A 19,156-nucleotide genomic window follows, 5' to 3' on the forward strand; every position below is an offset into this window, starting at 1 on the left:
AAAGACGTGATCATGCGAGCCATTCTCTCCAGCCTTGTTCTCCTCCTCCCCTTCCTCGCCCAGCCCGCTGCGGCGCAGGATGCCTCCGCCGGCGAACGCTCCTTTGCCAAATGCCGCGCCTGCCACCAGATCGGCGAAGGCGCGCGCAATCTGGTCGGCCCCGAGCTCAACGGCCTGATCGGCCGGCATTCCGGCGCGGTCGAGGGCTATAGCTACTCCGCCGCCAACAAGAATTCCGGCCTGACCTGGGACGAGGCGACCTTCGCCGAGTACATCAAGGACCCGAAGGCCAAGATCCCAGGCACCAAGATGATCTTCGCCGGCATCAAGAGCGAGAAGGAGATCAAGGACCTGACCGCCTTCCTCAAGCAGTTCGACAAGGACGGCAAGAAGTCCTGAGGCCGCCTGCGGCATCGGCAAACTTGGTCATCGGCGGCGGCCTGTCGTATCTCTCCCCGTCTGATCGACGAAGGAGAGCTTGATGGCCGCCCCCGCGCCCCGGACGAAACCCCTTTCCGCCCTGCGGGACTTCCTCCATGGCGAAGCAGCCGGCGGCATCGTCCTGATGGCGGTCGCGGCGCTTGCCCTCGTCGTCGCCAATTCGCCGGCCGCCCCGCTCTATTTCGGCGTGCTGAAGAGCTATGTGCTCGGGCTCTCGGTCCTGCACTGGATCAACGATGCGCTGATGGCGGTGTTCTTCCTGCTCGTCGGCCTCGAGATCAAGCGCGAGATGCTGGACGGACAGCTCTCGACATGGGCGCGCCGGGCGCTGCCCGGCTTCGCTGCGCTCGGCGGCATGATCGCGCCGGCGCTGGTCTATGTCGGCTTCAATCTCGGCTCGCCGGAAACGCTGCGCGGCTGGGCGATCCCCGCCGCCACCGACATCGCCTTCGCGCTCGGCGTCCTCTCGCTCTTGGGCTCGCGCGTGCCGGCCTCGCTCAAGGTCTTCCTGACGGCGCTGGCCATCCTCGACGATCTGGGCGCGGTGATCATCATCGCGATCTTCTACACCGCCGAACTCTCCGGCCTGCATCTCGGGCTCGCCGCGGCGACGCTCGCCGCGCTGATTGCGCTCAATCGCTTCGGCGTGATGCGGCTCGCTCCCTACTGCTTTCTCGGCGCAGCGCTCTGGTACTTCACCCTCAAATCCGGCGTGCATGCGACCTTGGCCGGTGTCGCGCTGGCACTGACCATCCCGCTCACGCCCTCGCCCGCGAAACCCGACAGCGCCTCCTCGCCGCTGCACCGGCTGGAGCACGGCCTGCACCCTTGGGTCGCCTTCCTGATCATCCCGATCTTCGGCTTCGCCAATGCCGGCGTCTCCTTCGCCGGGCTCGGGCTGGCGACGCTCAGTCAGGCCGTGCCGCTCGGCATCATGCTCGGGCTGTTCCTCGGCAAGCAGATCGGCGTCTTCGGCTTCGGCTGGCTGGCGATCCGGGCCGGGCTCGCCGACCTGCCGGCGAAAGCCTCCTGGGCGCAGTTCTACGGCATCGCCCTGCTCTGCGGCATCGGCTTCACCATGAGCCTGTTCATCGGGCTGCTCGCCTTCCCCGCCTCGGAAGCCCTGCAGGACCAGACCAAGATCGGCGTGCTCGCGGGATCGCTGCTTTCCGGCGTCTGCGGCTGGCTGCTGCTGAGGCTGGCGCAACCGGAGGCTGTCCTTAACCAAGGCATGCACGAATCGAAAGGCTGATGCGATTCTGCGGAACGCCTCTTCCATTTTTCCGGATCGATGCAATATTTATTCGCTCCGGCGAACATCTGTGATTCGAGGCCGGACGAATGTGCAGCCGCTCGATCGCCTATGGCGATCCAGCTCTTTGGTTATGGCATCGGGTTTCTCCGAAAAGTGCATTCCACTTTTCGGCCCGATGCCGAGGGAGCGTCCAGCGCCGATGAAGAAGGCCAAGCGGAAACCGGGGGAGAAGCGGTCGCAGATCGCCGCCATGCCGATCCGCCACGCCGCCGACGGCTCGACCGAGATTCTGCTCGTCACCTCCCGCACCACGCGCCGCTGGATCGTGCCCAAGGGCTGGCCGATGAAGGGCCTGAAGGACCGCGACGCCGCCGCGCGCGAGGCCTATGAGGAGGCCGGCGTCGTCGGCCGCGTCAGCGAGAAGCCGGCCGGGCGCTACACCTACTGGAAGCGGATGAGCGACCATTTCGCGCTCTGCGAGGTCAAGCTCTACCTGCTGGAGGTCGAGAGGCAGCTCGACAGCTGGGCCGAGCAGCACCAGCGCGACCTGCACTGGTTCAAGCTGGCGGATGCCGCCGACATCGTCGACGAGCCCGAGCTCAGCACCGCGATCCGCAAGCTCGACACGCAGCTCGCCGTCGCGGCCTGACTGTTCGTCTCAGAGATCGTCGAAGGGCGTGCGGCCGTCGACCGCCATCATGCGCTCGCAAGCGATCCGATCGGCATCGGCCGGGCTCGCGCCGGCGCTCCGGGCGGTGATCACCAGCCGGACATATTGCTTGAGATCTTCGGGCATCGTCACGAAGAAGGCGCTCAGGCAGAGCGACGGCCGCTCGTTGCCGCAGCTGTTCTGGCGCTGGCAGCCCTTGCGCGGGCAGAACGCCCAGATCTGCAGCCGGTCCACCAGGCTGCGATATTCCCGGACCCGCCGGGCCTCGTAATCCGCCTGTCACTGCGCCTGCTCCGGCGTCTGCCAGTTCAGCCTCGCCATGATCCGCTCCTGCAACGCGCGCCTGCGCGAAAGCTCATAGGTCTTTGGCCGCCCGGCTCGCGCGCGGGCGTTCGTGGATGACGAGGGGCAGCGGAGCGCCGCGAGGCGCGGGGTATCGGCCGCTTCCCTTGAGCCAGGACGCGGCGCGGATGGATTGAGCCACCATCCGCACGCCCCGTGGCGCTCCGCTTGTCGGCGTTCTTGAAAACTGCGGGCCGCGCTTCCGTTGGGCGGAGCGTCGATCGCGGACGGACAGGGCGTGCCAGCTTCCCTCAGCGGGTCGTCGCACGCCTGCCGCCTCACAACCGCCGCACCGCCTCTCCTAGCGAGGCTCCTCGCGCAGGGGCCGTAGTACCCCCAGGGCGGTTCCCGCAGCCTCCCGAGTCCGGGGTGCAAACCCGGCCGCAGGGCGCCGCCCTCATCCCGCCATGCAGCATGCCTCCGGATGGCCGCCCCTCGGGATGAGGTGAGCCGAGAATAGGCATGGGTCGCATGGGCGGGGATTAGTTTTCATCGGCGACATCGGCATGGCATAAGCCCCGCATGCGAATCCGCCCCGAACAGCCCGCCGATTCCGACGCCATCCGCACCCTGACCACGGAGGCCTTCGCGACGGCGCCGCATAGCAGCGGCACCGAAGCGGCGATCGTCGATGCCCTACGCGCGGCCGGGGCGCTGACGCTCTCGCTCGTCGCCGTCGAAGACGGGGAGATCGTCGGCCATGTCGCCTTCTCGCCGGTAACGATCGACGGGGCGGAGCGCGATTGGTTCGGGCTCGGGCCGGTCTCGGTACAGCCGGGCCGGCAGCGCGGCGGCATCGGCTCGGGGCTGATCCGCGAAGGCCTGCGGCGCCTGCGCGAAATGGGCGCCGGTGGCTGCGTCCTGCTCGGCGACCCCACCTATTACGGCCGCTTCGGCTTCGCCAACGATCCGGCACTCGTGCTGGCGGGCGTGCCGCCGGAATACTTCATGCGCCTCGGTTTCGGCGCGGAGCTGCCGGCCGGCACGGTGCGCTATCACGCGGCTTTCGACGGGGCCTGAGGCTCAGACCGCCCAGAACTCCCGTGCGCCCGGCGGCAGCTTGGCCAGCGCGCGCTCGAAGGCTTGCGGCTCGACATGCCGGCGCAGCGCCCGGGCGACATCGGCGATGCCGCTTTCGGGCAGGATGCTGTGGTCGCCGCGAAACGCCATCGCCTCCCGCGCCAGCGTCGCGCGGTCGGCGAAGGGCCTTGTCGGCTGGCCGAGGTCCCAGTCCTGCAGGACCATAGCCGCGAGCAGCGGTGGCAGCGCGTCGGCGAAGGCGAGCCCTTCGGCCGGCGTCAGGCGCGCCCGGAAGGTGACGAGCACGGCCAGCACCGACTGCCAGGTCTGATGCGTGGTGGCATGGCCCAGCTCATCGCGCGCATCGAGCAGGAAGCGTTCGAGATCGCGCGAGGCGTGGACGAAGGTGGACGGGACGGTCATGGCGGCGAGGATAGGCGATGGCACCTCCGCCGTCATGGTCAGGTTTGTTCCAACCATCCGCGTTTTACCGTGGCTGTACGAGCCATCCCCAACAAGGGCTGCCGAAGAAGCAAAAGTGCCGACTCGACTCAAGACCGAGTTAGGCAGAATATCTAGTCTGCGTTTGGTCGAATCACCTTCTCTCGCGCTTGCCAACAACGGGGGGCAAGCCCCGGAAAGGAGGTGATATTGATGGCTACACGCAAAATTGGTCGTAACGCGAGTTCCGGCAAGTTCACGTCGGTGAAAACCGCCACGAACAAGCCGAAAACGCACGTTGTTGAAACGATCAAGCCCTCGAAGAAGTAACATTCTTCTTGGCGGAGCGGCGGCGAGTCACAACCTCGTCGCCGCTTTCATCAAACCCCACCATGATTAAATAAAGGCTTAATGCCTCACCGCCCTTGCTGTGCTTCGATCTTCGCCTCGGCGATCCGCAACTCCAGCTTTTGTCATTAGCCTGCTTTGTCGTTACTAACGACCAAGGCGAGGGAGGGCTCCGACTCCGCTCGTTTTTTGATCATTTCCGCAGCCATCGCCGACATCGCCACCTTGGAGGCAGCTAACAGTATGTCAGCATCCGTCGCCGTCAAATCGGCCCTGAGATGGCTCAACGGATTTCGCTCATAATCCTTGAGGTGCTTAATGTGGCCTATGGTTTTGGCATCCGGCTCTTTTGCACCTTTGATTTTTTCAAGACCCGCCAAGAGTATACCCCAACTCTCTGTCCCATCATCTGCTGAATCAGTCAGCGACCTATAATATGCTCTCAGCATTGCCTCTGCGGCGCGGCAGCAATGATACCCCGAAGCCGTAAAAAGCCCGAACGCATAACAACGTCCAGCGGATCTATACTCTGAAAGCGCTTGCTCACCAAAAACTTGTTTTAAATCAATTTGAAACGTGTCATCCGCTCTATCGACTAAATCACCCAGATCATAAGTGCCCCTTTTGGGAACCAGATAGGTAGCAGCTCGCTGCATTTCAGTTTGAAATACCGTCTCAAACGCCTCAATTGCGTTCTTAAGATTCCAAAGCTCCCAACTAGCAATTACTGTTTCCGGCGCAGAACCAAAACTTACGTTCCCATCAGAATTCCTAAAATACTTAAGCCCCAACGCATTGATTTCAGATCGCAATTTCTCCGCAGCAGGACGGCAGAAATCCAACCTTACAGGGCCATCTACAGACAGAAGCTCATCTATTGCCCTACCAGAGTTCCATAGTGGCAGAAAAAAATCGCCGACCGTCGTGTCGGCTCTGGTAGCAGTGATAAGGGGATGTAACTCTGAACCAATTACATAGAGTCTATAGAGGTCAATTCTATCCACGCTTTGGCGCCCCTGCGTTAGCAGTGAAGGGGAGTTTCTAGCATACTATTTGCAAAAACCGGAATGCTAGCCTGCGTGGCTCATGTTGATCCGTCACAGCCGCCATTCAAGGGCATAGTTCTGTTCTAAGAACTTCTCCTTCTCCGCCTCTCCCCCGCCCCCTTCGGCCGCGACTCTGGCACCGGGCCCATCTCATCCAGGGTCGGCTTCCGCACCCGTGAGGTGCCGGTCAGCAACGGGTTCGGCTTCTCGCCGGCTTTCGGCTTGCCCTCGCCGCCGCCCCAGTTATGCGGGCCCATGTCCTCGTCGGTGGGTTTGCGGGCGCGGGTCGGCGGCAGATTGGCGCTGGAGCCGTAAGACCGCTCGCCCTTGTACTTGCCGGCGGAGGCCTCGACATCGCCCTGCCGGGCGAGCGGATCGTCCGCGATCGCCAGCTCCGTCGCCTGCAGGCGCTTGATCTCGTCGCGCAGGCGGGCCGCCGTCTCGAATTCGAGATCGGCCGCGGCCTCGCGCATGCGCTTCTCGAGATCGGCGATCGCGGCCTTGAGGTTGTGGCCCGAGGCCGGCGCCACCAGCCCCTTGTCGACCGTGACATGGTCGCGCTCATAGACCGAGCCGAGGATGTCGCCGATATTCTTCTTCACCGTCTGCGGCGTGATGCCGTTCGCCTCGTTATAGGCGACCTGCTTCTCGCGGCGGCGATTGGTCTCCGCCATCGCCCGCTCCATCGAGCCGGTGACGTGGTCGGCATAGAGGATGACCTTGCCGTCGACGTTGCGGGCGGCGCGGCCGATGGTCTGGATCAGCGAGGTTTCGGAGCGGAGGAAGCCCTCCTTGTCGGCGTCCAAGATGGCGACGAAGCCGCATTCGGGGATGTCGAGACCCTCGCGCAGCAGGTTGATGCCGACCAGCACGTCGAAGGCGCCGAGGCGCAGGTCTCTGAGGATCTCGATGCGCTCGATCGTGTCGATATCCGAGTGCATGTAGCGCACGCGCACGCCGTTCTCGTGCAGATATTCGGTCAGGTCCTCGGCCATGCGCTTGGTCAGCACGGTGACCAGCGTGCGGTAGCCACGCTCGGTGACCTCCTTGACCTCGTCCAGCAGGTCCGCGACCTGATGCTTGGCCGGGCGGATCTCGACCGGCGGGTCGATCAGGCCGGTCGGACGAATGACCTGCTCGGTGAAGACGCCGCCGGTCTGGTCCATCTCCCAGCCGCCGGGCGTGGCCGAGACATGCACCGACTGCGGCCGCATCGCGTCCCACTCCTCGAAGCGCAGCGGCCGGTTGTCCATGCAGGAGGGCAGGCGGAAGCCGTATTCGGCCAGCGTCGCCTTGCGGCGGAAGTCGCCCCGGTACATGCCGCCGATCTGCGGCACGGTGACATGGCTCTCGTCGGTGAAGACCAGCGCGTTGTCGGGCAGGTATTCGAACAGCGTCGGCGGCGGCTCGCCCGGCTTGCGGCCGGTGAGATAGCGCGAGTAGTTCTCGATGCCGTTGCAGGAGCCGGTGGCCTCGATCATCTCGATGTCGAAGGTGCAGCGCTGGTCGAGCCTTTGCGCCTCCAGGAAGCGGCCCATGCGGTTGAGCTCGTCGAGGCGGGCCTTGAGCTCCTCCTTGATCGACTTCACCGCCTGGGTCAGCGTCGGGCGCGGCGTGGTGTAGTGCGAATTGCCGTAGACCTTGATGAATTCGAGCTCGCCGGTCTTCTGGCCGGTCAGCGGGTCGAACTCGGCGATCGACTCGACCTCGTCGCCGAACAGGCCGATGCGCCAGGCGCGGTCCTCATAGTGCGCCGGGTAGAGCTCGATCACGTCGCCGCGCACCCGGAAGGTGCCGCGCGCGAAGTCGTGCTGGGTGCGCTTGTACTGGAGCGCGACGAGATCGGCGATGAGCTGGCGCTGCTCGATGCGCTCGCCGAGCTTGATCGAGAAGGTCATCGCCGTATAGGTCTCGACCGAGCCGATACCGTAGATGCAGGAGACCGAGGCGACGATGATCACGTCGTCGCGTTCGAGCAGGGAGCGCGTCGCCGAGTGGCGCATGCGGTCGATCTGCTCGTTGATCGAGGATTCCTTCTCGATATAGGTGTCCGAGCGCGGGACGTACGCCTCCGGCTGGTAATAGTCGTAATAGGAGACGAAGTACTCGACCGCGTTGTCGGGGAAGAAGCTCTTGAACTCCCCGTAAAGCTGCGCCGCCAGCGTCTTGTTGGGCGCGAGGATCAGCGCCGGGCGCTGCGTCTCCTCGATCACTTTCGCCATGGTGAAGGTCTTGCCCGAGCCGGTGACGCCGAGCAGCACCTGGTCGCGCTCCTGCCGGCGGATGCCGTCGACGAGGTCGGCGATCGCGGTCGGCTGGTCGCCCGAGGGGGAGAAATCCGACTTCATCGTGAAGGCGATGCCGCCTTCGGATTTCTCGGGTCGCTCCGGCCTATGCGGCGTCCAGGGCTTGCCGGGCTGGATGAAGGGGCTGCCGGTCTCCAGCAGATGCTGCAGCGAGCTCGCCGTCGCGGCGGCCGCGCCCTCGGCGCCGATGAAGGCCGAGTCCGCCTTCTTGGAGAGCTTGCGCTTGGGCCTCTCCTCGCCGCCGGGCCGTTCCAGCGCGTAATCCGTCTTCGCCTCGTAGCCGGCCTGCGGCCTGTCGCTGAAGCCCGAGGCGCCGCCCGGCACCGCCGTGCCGCGGTTGATCGCCGGGTTCAGCAGGTCGGCGAGATAGCCTTCGAGCGGCTTCAGCTCGGGCTTGGTCGCCTTGGAATTCGGCGTGCGGGCCGAAGAGGGCTTCTTCGCCGCCTTGGGCTTGGTCGCGGTGGTGTCGGAGCTTTTCGGCATGGCCGCAATATGGGGCGGAACGCGCGATGATGCGAGGGGGTGCAGCGCATCGCGGGGCTGATTGGTGACAGGAGTTGACAGGAACAGATAATGCAACTTTTAATTGTATTATCGAGATGACAACAACCTGAGGAGACGGACCATGTCGGGGGGCGGGTCCGAGGCCGAGGCGGCGGCGGTCGAGGCTTTCATTGCGCGCTGGCGCCTCTCGGAAGGGGCGGAGCGGGCCGCCTATGCGCAGTTCCTCAGCGAGTTCTGCCGATTGATCGGCGTCGAGCCACCGCAGCCGCCGACCAGCGATTCCGATGCCGTCACCTATCGCTTCGAATATCCCGTGCGCTTTCCGGATGGACAGGGCGGACACAGCACCGGCCGCATCGACCTCTACCGGAAAGGCGCCTTCGTCCTCGAAGCCAAGCAGAGCCGCCTGAAGGGACAGGCCAAGGAGGTGCTGCCGGCGCAAGGCGCCCTGCCTTTCACGGAGCCAACCGGACCGCGCGGCCGGCGCGGAGCCGATCGTGCCTGGGACGTGCTGATGCTCAACGCCAGGCGCCAGGCGGAGGACTATGCCAAGGCATTGCCAGCGAGCCATGGCTGGCCGCCCTTCCTGATCGTCTGCGATGTCGGGCATTGCTTCGAGTTCTATGCCGACTTCACCGGGCAAGGTAAGAACTACGTCCAGTTTCCCGATCGGCAGAGCTATCGCGTCTATCTCGACGACCTGCGCGATCCGGCGCTGCGTCGGCGCCTGGCAGCGATCTGGACCGAGCCACTGGCGCTCGACCCCGCCCGCCATGCGGCGCGCGTCACCCGTGCCATCGCCGGGCGGCTTGCCGCCGTCTCCCGGGTGCTGGAGCGCGAGCACGACCCGGAAGAGGTCGCGCTCTTCCTGATGCGCTGCCTGTTCACGATGTTCGCCGAGGATGTCGGGCTGATCCGCAAGGACGCCTTCAAGACCCTGCTGCGCGAATGCCGCGATGCGCCGGATTCCTTCCTGCCGCTGGTCTCCGAGCTGTGGCAGGCGATGGACAAGGGCGAGTACTCGACCTCCGTGCGCGAGCGGATGAAGCGCTTCAACGGCAAGCTCTACGAGGATGCGCAGGTCTTCCCGCTCGGGCGGGAGGAAATCGGTGAATTGCTGGCCGCCGCCGAGCACGACTGGAAGGAGGTCGAGCCCGCGATCTTCGGCACGCTGCTGGAGCAGGCGCTCGATCCTCAGGAGCGGGCCCGCCTCGGCGCGCATTACACGCCGCGCGCCTATGTCGAGCGGCTGGTCGTCGAGACGGTGATCGGCCCACTGCGCGAAGACTGGCGCGCGGTTCTCGGCGCCGCGCAGCAGGCCCGCGACGGCGGCGATGCCCGGAAGGCCCTGACGCTGGTCGAGGATTTCCACGAAACGCTCTGCACCACGCGGATTCTCGATCCGGCCTGCGGGACGGGGAATTTCCTGCACGTCTCACAAGAGCTCATGAAAAAGCTGGAGGGAGAGGTGCTCGATGCCGCCGGCGAGCTCGGCCGCAACGAGGAACTCTCCGGCTTCGCGGCGCATCAGGTCGGGCCGCATCAGTTCCTCGGCCTGGAGACCAACCGCCGGGCCGTGGCCATCGCCGATCTCGTGCTCTGGATCGGCCATCTGCAATGGCATTTCCGCACCCGCCCACACGCCCCGCGCGAGCCGATCCTCGAGAAGCTCGACCATATCTACAAGCGGGACGCGGTGCTTGATTGGGACGGCTGTCCGGTTCCGGGGTGGCGCGACGGCCATGAGGCCCTGCCGAATCCGCGCCGGCCAGACTGGCCCGAAGCCGAGTTCATCATCGGAAACCCGCCCTTCATCGGCGGCAAGGACCTACGCGCCCGGCTCGGGTCCACCTATGTCGAGGCGCTCTGGGCGGCGCATCCGCAGATGAACGAGAGCGCCGATCTCGTGATGTACTGGTGGGACCATGCGGCCGAACTGCTGACGCAGCCGGGCACGCGTCTGCGCCGCTTCGGCTTCGTCACCACGAACTCGATCACCCAGCTCTTCCAGCGCCGGACGGTCGAGCGGCATCTGGCCGGCAAGCGGCCGCTCTCGATCGTCATGGCAGTTCCCGACCATCCCTGGACGAAGGCCGGGCGGGACAGCGCCGCCGTCCGGATCGCGATGACAGTCGCGCGGGCTGGATCCCATGACGGCAAGCTCTGCTCGGTCCTGTCCGAAACCGGGCTCGACACCGACCAGCCCCAGATCGAACTCGGCGTCAGCGAGGGACGGATTAATTCGGATCTGACGATAGGCGTGGACATGACCCAGGCTGCGCCTTTGCGGAGCAATCACGGACTGTGCTCGCCCGGCGTGAAGCTGCACGGCGCGGGCTTCATTGTGACGCCTGCCGAGGCACGGGCTCTCGGCCTCGGCCTCCGGAAGGGCTTGGAAGATCATGTCCGCGACTATCGCAACGGGCGTGATCTGACGGCGCGCTCGCGTGACGTCATGGTGATCGATCTGTTCGGGCTTGCTGCGGAAGAGGTTCGGGAACGATTCCCGGAAGTCTATCAGTACCTCAAACGGACGGTGAAGGAGGAAAAGGACGGCAACGGAAAACTCATCGGCCGGGATGCAAACCGGCGCGAAAGCTACCGCGAACTCTGGTGGGTTTTCGGCGAACCGCGCCGCGAGCTGCGCCCCGCCCTCGCACCCCTCCAGCGCTATATCGCCACGGTCGAGACGGCGAAGCACCGTGTCTTCCAGTTCCTCGACGCCTCGATCCTGCCGGACAACATGCTGGTCGCCGTAGCGCTGTCCGACGCCTTCCATCTGGGCGTGCTGTCATCGCGTATCCACGTCGTCTGGGCGCTGCGCGCGGGCGGCTGGCTCGGCGTCGGGAACGATCCGCGCTACTCGAAATCGCGCTGCTTCGATCCCTTCCCCTTCCCCGATGCAACCGAACATCAAAAGGAGGCCATCCGCCTCGCGGCGGAGGCACTAGACGCCATACGCAAGCAGGTCTTGCTGGAACACCCCGGCCTGACACTGACCAAGCTTTACAATGTGCGCGAGGCGCTCCTTGCCGGATACGCGCTAAAGGCTACCGAAGTGGATGTACGCGACCGCGGTTTAGTGATGATCATCGACGAACATCACGAAGCGCTCGATGCCGCCGTCGCCGCCGCCTATGGCTGGCCGGTCGATCTCGACGAGGAAGAGGTTCTGGCCCGGCTCGTCGCCCTCAACCGGCAGCGCGTTCAGGAGGAAACGCAGGGCCTGATCCGCTGGCTGCGGCCGGACTATCAGCGCCCGCGCTTCGGCACGCCCGGTCGCATGGGTGACCAGCTCGAAGCGAGCTTGCCGATCGCGGTGGCAGCGAGCAAGCCGGCCTTCCCGAGCGATGCCGTGGGCCGTGTCGCAGCCGTGCTTGCGACGCTGGCCGGAACACCCGCGCCGATCGATGCAGCGACAATCGCGAGGCAGTTCCGCCAGGGTCTCAGGGTGGAGCGGGCGATCCGCGACATCCTGATCTCCCTGGCGCGCGTCGGTGAAATCTCTACGCTCGACGGCGGTCACAGCTTCGCGCGCCGGCTGCTTGCGAGTGGTTGAGGAAAGCGGCGCCGCATCAACTCGACGGCCCAGACCGTCGACGAGAAGGAGCCTGCGGACCGAGCAGGAGCAACTCCGGTGCTCTAGGGCCGCGCCAGCCATGCCTCGATGCCGGCGGCCGCGGCCACGCCGGTCGCGAAGCTGGCCTGCAACAGGTAGCCGCCCGTCGGGGCTTCCCAATCGAGCATCTCGCCGGCGACGAAGATGCCCGGCAGACGCTTGAGCATGAAGCCTGCATCAACCTCGTCACGCGCGATGCCGCCGGCCGTCGAGATGGCGCGCGCGATCGGCATCGATGTTTCAAGTCGCAGCGCCGCCGCCTTGATCAGGATCGCCAACGCATCTGGCGCGTCGGGGAGCTTCCCGCCAGAGGCATCCCGCAGCAGAGCGATCGCGACGGGGGAAAGCCCTCCCGCCTTGCGCAGATGATTGCTCAAAGTCTCGCCCTTGCGCCGCCTCGTCAGGCGGGCGGCAAGCTCCGGCGCCGCGAGATCGGGCCGCAGATCGACCTCTATCGTAGCCGCGCCGTGGCGCTCGATCGCCTCGCGGATCGACGCCGACAGCGCATAGATCGCGCCGCCCTCGATGCCGGCGGCGTCGATCATCGCCTCGCCAGCAGCTTGCTCGCCCGCGCAACGGATGACGATGCGCTTCAAGGGCTGGCCGACGAAGCGCTCCTTCATCTGCGGCGACCAGGCGACCGTGAAGCCGCCATTGGCGGGGCGGAGAGACGACACCGAGACGCCGCGCGCAGCGAGGAACGGCGCCCAGCCGCCATCGGAACCGAGCCGCGGCCAGCTCGCGCCGCCGAGCGCCAGCAGCGTGGCATCCGGGCGGACCGTCTCGGTTTCGTCGGCGACGAGGCGGAATGTCAGGGCGCCATCGGCATCCCAGCCGGTCCAGAGCCGGCCCGCGGAGAGCTTCACACCCAGCGTGCCGAGCCGGCCGAGCCAGGCCCGCAGCAGCGGAGAGGCCTTCATCGCGCGGGGGAAGACGCGACCGCTGGAGCCGATGAAAGTCTCCGCGCCAAGTTCATCGGCCCAGTTGCGCAGCGCCTGCGGTGGAAAGGCGCGCAAGGCCGGCTCCAGCCAGTCGCTCGCCTCGCGATAGCGGCGAAGGAAGGTGTCGAACGGCTCGGAATGTGTGAGGTTCAGGCCGCCGCGGCCGGCGAGCAGGAACTTGCGGGCCGGCGAGGCCATGCGCTCGTAGACCGTGACGCGATGCCCGGCGCCTGCCAGTCGCTCGGCGGCGATCAGCCCCGCAGGGCCGGCACCGATGATGGCGATGTTGCGTATCGGCTTTTCCACCGCAGCCCTGTCTCGTCTAGGCGCGTCATCCCGGGCGCAGCGAAGCGAAGACCCGGGATCCATGCCTGAACCTTTTTCGGAAACGTTCCGGCATGGAGCCGGATCGGCGCCGCTGGCGCGGCTTGTCCGGGATGACGGCGTGTTTCCGTTCGAAGACTGACCGCTTTAGACTGGTGCCCTCGTCGCGAAAAGCCCTGCAACGGACAAAGCCTTCATGCCGACCCTCGCCGCCTATATCGGCGCCGCCCTCTTCGAGATCGCCGGCTGCTTCGCCTTCTGGGGCTGGCTTCGGCTCGGCAAGCCGGTCTGGTGGCTGCTGCCGGGCTTCGTCTCGCTCGGATTGTTCGCCTGGCTGCTGACGCTGGTCGAGAGCGCCGCGGCGGGCCGCGCCTTCGCAGCCTATGGCGGGATCTATATCGCCGCCTCGCTCGGCTGGCTCTGGGCGGTCGAAGGGGTGAGGCCCGACCGCTGGGACCTGACCGGCGGCGCCATCTGCCTCGCCGGCGCCGCGATCATCCTGGCGACGCCGCGCTGAGAATCGCCCTTAGCCGCCCGAATGCGGGGCCGGAATCAGCACCGACGGCATCTCGCGCTGCTCGGCGGCGGCCTTCGTGTCGCGCAGGCGGCTCTCGCGCAGTTCGTTGGCGCTCTCCAGGATCGGATAGGCGATCGAGACGATATGGCCGTGGATGCGCTTCAGGTCGCGGATGATGTCGAGATGGATCGCGCTGGTCTCGATCGATTCCGGCCGGCCGGAGCGCAGGCGCTGGAAATGGCTGTCGGTGGCGCGACGCTCGGCATCGCGCATCGCCGCCTTGTCGGCGAAGAGCTGGCGGGCGAGCACGATGTCGCGCGTCGCGAAGACGTTGAGCGCCAGTGCCAGCGCCGAAGCGACGCGATGGTGGAAATCGCGGATTTCGGCCAGCCCCTCCGGCGAGAAGGCGTAGCGCTTGCGGATCTTCTTCTCGGCGAGCTCGCGCAGGTTCTTGTCGATGATGTCGCCGATATGCTCGAGATTGGTGATCAGGGTGATGATCTCGAACAGGCGCCGGCTCTCCTCTTCGGAGAGCTCGTTGCGGGAGACCTTGACCAGATAGAGCTTGATCGACTCGTGGATCGTGTCGACGCCGTCATCGGCCTGGGCGATGGCACGCGAGAGCTTGAGCTCGTCCTTCTCCAGCAGCGTCATGGTATCGCGCAGCATGCCCTCGACGCGGTCGCCGAGGCGCAGGGCCTCGCGCATCGCGCCGGCGAGCGCCTCGGTCGGGCTGTCGAGCGCGTTCGGGTCGAGATAGCGCGGGGTCACCGCCTCCGCCTTGTCCTCCTTGCCGGGCATGAAGCGCTCGACCAACGCCGAGATCGGCCCCACGAAAGGCAGGAAGACCAGGGCACCGACAACGTTCAGCAGGACGTGGAACTCGATCGCGAGCCTGGCCTCGGACGAGGAGAAGCCGATGAGCCAGGTCGAGAGCGGGCCGACGAAGGGCAGCACGGCGAGCGCCAGGATCAGGCGCGTCAGCAGGTTGCCGACGGCGGCGCGACGCTGGGCGGCAGGCGCGCCGAGCTGGTCGAGCACCGGGATCACGGCATTGCCGAGATTGGCGCCGATAACCAGCGTCAGCGCCGTCGCCGGCGGGAACAGGCCGGAGGCCGCGAAAGTGGCGACGAGCAGGATGATCGCGATCGAGGAATGCACGAGCCAGGTCGCGGCGATGGCGGCGAGGATGCCGAGCAGCGGCTCCGAGCCCATGGCGGCGAGCACGACGCGGAAGGTCGGCGACTGCGCCAGCGGGGCCGCAGCGGTATTCAGCTCGATCAGCGAGAGCAGGATCAGGCCGATACCGACCAGCACGCGGCCGATATTGCGCGGGCGCTCCATCGCCTCGCTGGAGAGATACATGGCGACGCCGATGGCGACGCAGAGCCCCCAGAGCCAGCCCAGATCCATCGAGATCACGAAGGCGGCGAGCGCCGTGCCGAGATTGGCGCCGAGCAGCACGGCGAGCGCCATGGCCGGCACGATCAGGGCCTGACCGGCGAAGGAGGAGACGAGCAGCGTCGTCGCCGTCGAGCTCTGCAGCACCATGGTGACAGTGACGCCGCTGCCGAAAGCAGCGAAGCGGTTACGCGTGAAACTCTGCAGCGCCTGCCTGAGCTGGGAGCCGAAAGCACGCATCGCGCCGGTTCGCACCAGCCTGACCGCCCAGATCAGCAGCGCGACGCCGCCGGCGAGATGGATCAGGATATTGGTTGCGCTCTCGCCCGTGGCCATTTTCGTGCGGTCTTTCCCCGATTCAGGTGACGATCTTCGGCTGAATCTATCAATTTTTGATTAGCCAACTCAACAGAAATACGCGCTGAAAGTGCTGATAATTGGGCAGCACGCCCAGCTTTACGGTCCGATAAACGGAAGCGTGTCGATTCCGGCGCCGATCAGGCCGGCGGAATCAGCGTCACGCCCGACTTGGCGAAAGAAACCGAGACCGGGCTGCCGGGCTCCAGCATCTCGCGCCCGCCATATTGCACGACGAAGAGCTCGCCGACCTCGGTCTCGACCATGATGTCGAGGTGATTGCCGAGATAGGCGCATTTGCGGATCGTACCGGGCAGCGAGCCACCCTGCCCCGGCTCGCCCAGCAGCAGCGCCTCCGGCCGGATCGCGACCTTGGCCGGGCCTGCGCCGAGCCCACGCGCCGGCAAGCTGACCGTGGCGGAGCCGATCGCGACATCGGCGCGGCCATCCGCCACCGCCTTCACGATGACGTCGACCAGATTGGCATCGCCGATGAAGTCGGCGACGAAGGCGTTCGAAGGCTGCTCGTAGAGGTCGCGCGGCGCGCCTTCCTGCGCGATCCGAGCGTTCGACATCACGATGATGCGGTCGGAGACGGCGAGCGCCTCCTCCTGGTCGTGGGTGACATAGGCCACGGTCAGGTTGAGATCCTGCTGCAATTCGCGGATTTCCTCACGGACGCGGCGGCGGAGTTTCGCGTCGAGATTGGAGAGCGGCTCGTCGAAGAGCAGCACCTGCGGCTCCAGCACCAGCGCGCGGGCGACCGCGACGCGCTGCTGCTGGCCGCCCGAGAGCTCGGACGGATAGCGGTTCTCGAAGCCCTTCAGGCCGACCAGCGCCAGCTTCTCCAGCGCCATCTGCTTGGCCTCGTCCTTGCCGACGCCCTTCACGGTCGGGCCATAGGCGGCATTGTCGAGCACGCTCATATGCGGGAAGAGCGCGTAGGACTGGAACACCATGGAGACGTCGCGATCGGCGGCCGAAAGCTTGGTCACGTCCTTGCCGCCGATCAGGATCTGTCCGTCGCTAGCGATCTCCAGACCCGCGATCATGCGCAGGGTCGTGGTCTTGCCGCAGCCGGACGGGCCGAGCAGGGTCACGAGCTTGCCGGCCTCGATGGTGAAATTGATGTTGTCGACCGCGGTCACCGCGCCATAGCGCATGGAGACGTTGCGGAATTCGACGGAAGCGGGTCCGGCCTTGGCCATCTCTCTGTGAATCCTTATCCGATCGCGGGAGCGGGCGCCGGGGCCGTCACGGTGGTGGCGCTGGCGCGGCGGCCGAGCTTGCGCTCGCCGACGGTGAACTGGATGAGCGCGATGCCGAGCGCCATGAAGACGATCAGCACCGAGGAATAGGCGATGGCGAGGCCGAATTCGCCGGCCTCGACGCGCCCGACGATATAGGCGGTGGAGAGGTTATACTCGGCCGAGACCAGGAAGATCACGGCGCTGACCGCCGTCATCGAGCGCACGAAGGAGTAGACCAGCGCCGAGACCAAAGCAGGCTTGAGCAGCGGCAGCACCACGCGCCAGAGCGTGGTGAAGCTGCGGGCGCGCAGCGTGGTCGAAGCCTCGTCCAGGCTCTTGTCGATCTGCGACAGGCCGGCAATGCCGGAGCGCACGCCGACCGGCATGTTGCGGAAGACGAAGGCGATGACGAGGATCAGGCCGGTGCCGGTGATCTCCACCGGCGGCACGTTGAAGGCGAGGATATAGGCGACGCCGAGCACCGTGCCGGGAATGGCGAAGGAGAGCATCGTCGCGAATTCGAGCCCGGCCCGGCCGCGGAAGCGCTGGCGTGTCAGCAGATAGGCGGTGAGCAGGCCGATCACCGCCGTCAATGGCGCCGAGATCGCCGCCACCTTCACCGTGGTGAAGAAGGACGACCAGGCCGAGCCCTGGAAATAGATGCCGTTGCTGAAATCGATGGCGAAGCCGGTGATGTAGTGCTGCAGGGTCGGCGTGTAGTCGCGGCCCATGTTGCGGACGAAGCCGCCGACAAGGATGACGACGTAGATCACCAGCGTCAGCGCGACCCAGGGCACGATCACCGCAGTCGAGAGCCAGGTGATGCGGCGCGGCAGCGGCGTCGGCAGGCCGGCATCGCCCTTGCCCGTGACCGTCGTGTAGGATTTGCCGCCGAGCCAGCGCTGCTGCACCCAGAAGGCGCCGAGCGTGAAGGCGAGCAGCACGATGGCGAGCACCGCCGCCTGCCCCTGATTGTAGGAGGCGCCGACCACCGCGAAGAAGATCTTGGTCGAGAGCACCTCGAAATTGCCGCCGAGCACCAGCGGATTGCCGAAATCGGCCATGCTCTCGACGAAGCCGAGCAGGAAGGCATTGGCAATGCCGGGCTTCAGCAATGGCCAGGTCACGGTGCGGAAGGTCTGCCAGCGCTTGGCGCCGAGCGTCTGCGAGGCTTCCTCGAGGCTGGGCGAAATGCCCTGCACGACACCGATCAAGACGAGGAAGGCGATCGGCGCGAAGGCCAGCACCTGCGCCAGCAGCACGCCGGGAAGGCCGTAGAGCCAGCGCGAGCGCGGAATGTCGAACCACTCGTAGAGAACGGTCGAGACGGCGCCGGCGCGGCCGAAGAGCAGGATCAGCGCAAGGCCAATGACGAAGGGCGGGGTGATGATCGGCAGCACCGTCAGCGCCCGCATGATGCGCTTGCCGGGCATGCCGGTGCGCAGGATCAGCAGGGCGCAGGCAAGACCGAGCAAGGTGGTGATGACGCCGCAGAGCACGGCGAGGATCAGCGTGTTCCAGGCAACGCCGCAATTGACGTTGGCGCTGAGGCAGCCCAGCCCCCAGATCGAGGAATCGAGGAAGCGTTCGATAAAGGCCGAGGGCGCGAAGGCGCCGCTCTGGTCGACCAGCGCGCTTTTCAGGATGATCGCGACCGGGAAGAAGATGAAGATGCCGATCAGCAGGACGACGAGGCCGATCGTCGAGACCGTGAAGAGATCGCCGCGGCAGACGCCGCGATAGGCCAGGCCATGGCAGAGCAGGAAGAGCAGCGACAGAAGCGTGAAGAAGGCGCCGCCGCCGATGCCGCGCTGGGAGGCGCCGGCGCCGCCGAGCAGGGCAGCAAGCCAGGAGATACCCTGGTCCTTCAGGACGATCGAGAAGGCCTGGGCGAAGAACAGGACCATGCCGAGAAGACCGGCCCAGAGCAGCACGGTCGCCGTGCGCTGGCGGTCGGCGCTGCCCCAGAATACGGTCGCGACTGCCAGCGCGACGCCGATCGGCAGAAGCCAGGGCGTCTGGCCGGAAAGGGCGAGCGCCAGCGCGCTGCCGGCCTTGCCGAACGGATATTCGCCGAGCCAGCCCCAGTCCGTCAGGCTCATGCCCTCGACGAGATACCAGGGCATCAGCGCATAGCCGAGCCAGCCGATCAGCAGCACGAGTCTCGTCGCTGGCGCCATGGTTGCCCTGCCCTCACATTTCCCGTCGGCCCGAACCGGTTGTCCCGGCTTTCACGGCACAGCCCTTGTCTTGCACCCGAACCTCCAGCGTCATCCCGGACGCAGCGAAGCGGAGATCCGGGATCCATGCCGGAGCGCATCCGGCGGAGGTTCAGGCATGGATCCCGGGTCAAGCCCGGGATGACGGCGTGTTT

Annotated in this window: 14 protein-coding genes; 6 read left to right on the forward strand and 8 right to left on the reverse strand. The window is 66.1% G+C overall.

Going from position 1 to position 19,156, the window contains the following annotated elements; all coding sequences use genetic code 11:
- Positions 1-12 precede the first annotated feature (12 nt).
- From ACODTJ_RS11030 to ACODTJ_RS11040, 3 genes are all read left to right on the forward strand, one after another.
- On the forward strand, positions 13-399 hold the full coding sequence (locus tag ACODTJ_RS11030; protein WP_488848749.1) for a c-type cytochrome: 387 nt from the start codon (positions 13-15) through the stop codon (positions 397-399).
- Positions 400-481: 82 nt separating this feature from the next.
- The gene (gene nhaA / locus ACODTJ_RS11035; protein WP_488848751.1) at positions 482-1,693 is read left to right on the forward strand and encodes a Na+/H+ antiporter NhaA; all 1,212 of its coding nucleotides are present in this window, start codon (positions 482-484) and stop codon (positions 1,691-1,693) included.
- 202 nt (positions 1,694-1,895) lie between these two features.
- Complete coding sequence (locus ACODTJ_RS11040; protein WP_488848753.1) at positions 1,896-2,345, forward strand: NUDIX hydrolase; 450 nt, start codon at positions 1,896-1,898, stop codon at positions 2,343-2,345.
- A 9-nt stretch (positions 2,346-2,354) separates the two neighbouring features.
- On the opposite strand, the gene ACODTJ_RS11045 is transcribed toward ACODTJ_RS11040, so the two are convergent.
- Positions 2,355-2,600, reverse strand: coding sequence for a hypothetical protein (locus ACODTJ_RS11045; protein ID WP_488848755.1), 246 nt, complete (start codon positions 2,598-2,600; stop codon positions 2,355-2,357).
- A gap of 630 nt (positions 2,601-3,230) precedes the next feature.
- Between ACODTJ_RS11045 and ACODTJ_RS11050 the strand changes: the two genes are divergently transcribed.
- Positions 3,231-3,728: a GNAT family N-acetyltransferase gene (locus tag ACODTJ_RS11050; RefSeq protein ID WP_488848757.1), complete on the forward strand. Its 498-nt coding sequence runs from the start codon at positions 3,231-3,233 to the stop codon at positions 3,726-3,728.
- Between the two features lie 3 nt (positions 3,729-3,731).
- Here ACODTJ_RS11050 and ACODTJ_RS11055 read toward each other — a convergent pair whose 3' ends face one another.
- The 3 genes from ACODTJ_RS11055 to uvrB all read right to left on the reverse strand — a co-directional run bounded on the left by ACODTJ_RS11055 (position 3,732) and on the right by uvrB (position 8,352).
- Positions 3,732-4,151: a DUF2267 domain-containing protein gene (locus tag ACODTJ_RS11055; RefSeq protein WP_488848879.1), complete on the reverse strand. Its 420-nt coding sequence runs from the start codon at positions 4,149-4,151 to the stop codon at positions 3,732-3,734.
- A 494-nt stretch (positions 4,152-4,645) separates the two neighbouring features.
- Positions 4,646-5,521, reverse strand: coding sequence for a hypothetical protein (locus tag ACODTJ_RS11060; protein ID WP_488848759.1), 876 nt, complete (start codon positions 5,519-5,521; stop codon positions 4,646-4,648).
- A 125-nt stretch (positions 5,522-5,646) separates the two neighbouring features.
- Positions 5,647-8,352: an excinuclease ABC subunit UvrB gene (gene uvrB, locus ACODTJ_RS11065; RefSeq protein ID WP_488848761.1), complete on the reverse strand. Its 2,706-nt coding sequence runs from the start codon at positions 8,350-8,352 to the stop codon at positions 5,647-5,649.
- A gap of 142 nt (positions 8,353-8,494) precedes the next feature.
- Here uvrB and ACODTJ_RS11070 point away from each other — a divergent pair, with 142 nt between their 5' ends.
- Positions 8,495-11,932, forward strand: coding sequence for a class I SAM-dependent DNA methyltransferase (locus ACODTJ_RS11070; RefSeq protein ID WP_488848763.1), 3,438 nt, complete (start codon positions 8,495-8,497; stop codon positions 11,930-11,932).
- A gap of 83 nt (positions 11,933-12,015) precedes the next feature.
- On the opposite strand, the gene ACODTJ_RS11075 is transcribed toward ACODTJ_RS11070, so the two are convergent.
- The gene (locus tag ACODTJ_RS11075) at positions 12,016-13,239 is read right to left on the reverse strand and encodes a TIGR03862 family flavoprotein (RefSeq protein WP_488848765.1); all 1,224 of its coding nucleotides are present in this window, start codon (positions 13,237-13,239) and stop codon (positions 12,016-12,018) included.
- A gap of 214 nt (positions 13,240-13,453) precedes the next feature.
- Between ACODTJ_RS11075 and ACODTJ_RS11080 the strand changes: the two genes are divergently transcribed.
- Entirely contained in the window at positions 13,454-13,774 is a 321-nt protein-coding gene (locus ACODTJ_RS11080) for a YnfA family protein (RefSeq protein ID WP_488848768.1), read from the forward strand.
- Between the two features lie 9 nt (positions 13,775-13,783).
- Here ACODTJ_RS11080 and ACODTJ_RS11085 read toward each other — a convergent pair whose 3' ends face one another.
- From ACODTJ_RS11085 to ACODTJ_RS11095, 3 genes are all read right to left on the reverse strand, one after another.
- Entirely contained in the window at positions 13,784-15,511 is a 1,728-nt protein-coding gene (locus ACODTJ_RS11085) for a Na/Pi cotransporter family protein (protein WP_488848770.1), read from the reverse strand.
- Positions 15,512-15,672: 161 nt separating this feature from the next.
- Positions 15,673-16,740: an ABC transporter ATP-binding protein gene (locus ACODTJ_RS11090; RefSeq protein WP_488848772.1), complete on the reverse strand. Its 1,068-nt coding sequence runs from the start codon at positions 16,738-16,740 to the stop codon at positions 15,673-15,675.
- A 14-nt stretch (positions 16,741-16,754) separates the two neighbouring features.
- The gene (locus ACODTJ_RS11095; protein ID WP_488848774.1) at positions 16,755-18,962 is read right to left on the reverse strand and encodes an ABC transporter permease; all 2,208 of its coding nucleotides are present in this window, start codon (positions 18,960-18,962) and stop codon (positions 16,755-16,757) included.
- Positions 18,963-19,156: the final 194 nt, after the last annotated feature.

Source organism: Allobosea sp. FG18 (assembly GCF_057809495.1).

What these genes read in the sequence shown, in the direction of transcription:
- uvrB (WP_488848761.1), bottom strand. Translation starts at nt 8,352, where the DNA reads ATGCCGAAAAGCTCCGACACCACCGCGACCAAGCCCAAGGCGGCGAAG.
- ACODTJ_RS11085 (WP_488848770.1), bottom strand. Translation starts at nt 15,511, where the DNA reads ATGGCCACGGGCGAGAGCGCAACCAATATCCTGATCCATCTCGCCGGC.
- ACODTJ_RS11095 (WP_488848774.1), bottom strand. Translation starts at nt 18,962, where the DNA reads ATGGCGCCAGCGACGAGACTCGTGCTGCTGATCGGCTGGCTCGGCTAT.
- ACODTJ_RS11080 (WP_488848768.1), top strand. Translation starts at nt 13,454, where the DNA reads ATGCCGACCCTCGCCGCCTATATCGGCGCCGCCCTCTTCGAGATCGCC.
- ACODTJ_RS11070 (WP_488848763.1), top strand. Translation starts at nt 8,495, where the DNA reads ATGTCGGGGGGCGGGTCCGAGGCCGAGGCGGCGGCGGTCGAGGCTTTC.
- ACODTJ_RS11055 (WP_488848879.1), bottom strand. Translation starts at nt 4,151, where the DNA reads ATGACCGTCCCGTCCACCTTCGTCCACGCCTCGCGCGATCTCGAACGC.
- nhaA (WP_488848751.1), top strand. Translation starts at nt 482, where the DNA reads ATGGCCGCCCCCGCGCCCCGGACGAAACCCCTTTCCGCCCTGCGGGAC.
- ACODTJ_RS11040 (WP_488848753.1), top strand. Translation starts at nt 1,896, where the DNA reads ATGAAGAAGGCCAAGCGGAAACCGGGGGAGAAGCGGTCGCAGATCGCC.
- ACODTJ_RS11090 (WP_488848772.1), bottom strand. Translation starts at nt 16,740, where the DNA reads ATGGCCAAGGCCGGACCCGCTTCCGTCGAATTCCGCAACGTCTCCATG.
- ACODTJ_RS11030 (WP_488848749.1), top strand. Translation starts at nt 13, where the DNA reads ATGCGAGCCATTCTCTCCAGCCTTGTTCTCCTCCTCCCCTTCCTCGCC.
- ACODTJ_RS11050 (WP_488848757.1), top strand. Translation starts at nt 3,231, where the DNA reads ATGCGAATCCGCCCCGAACAGCCCGCCGATTCCGACGCCATCCGCACC.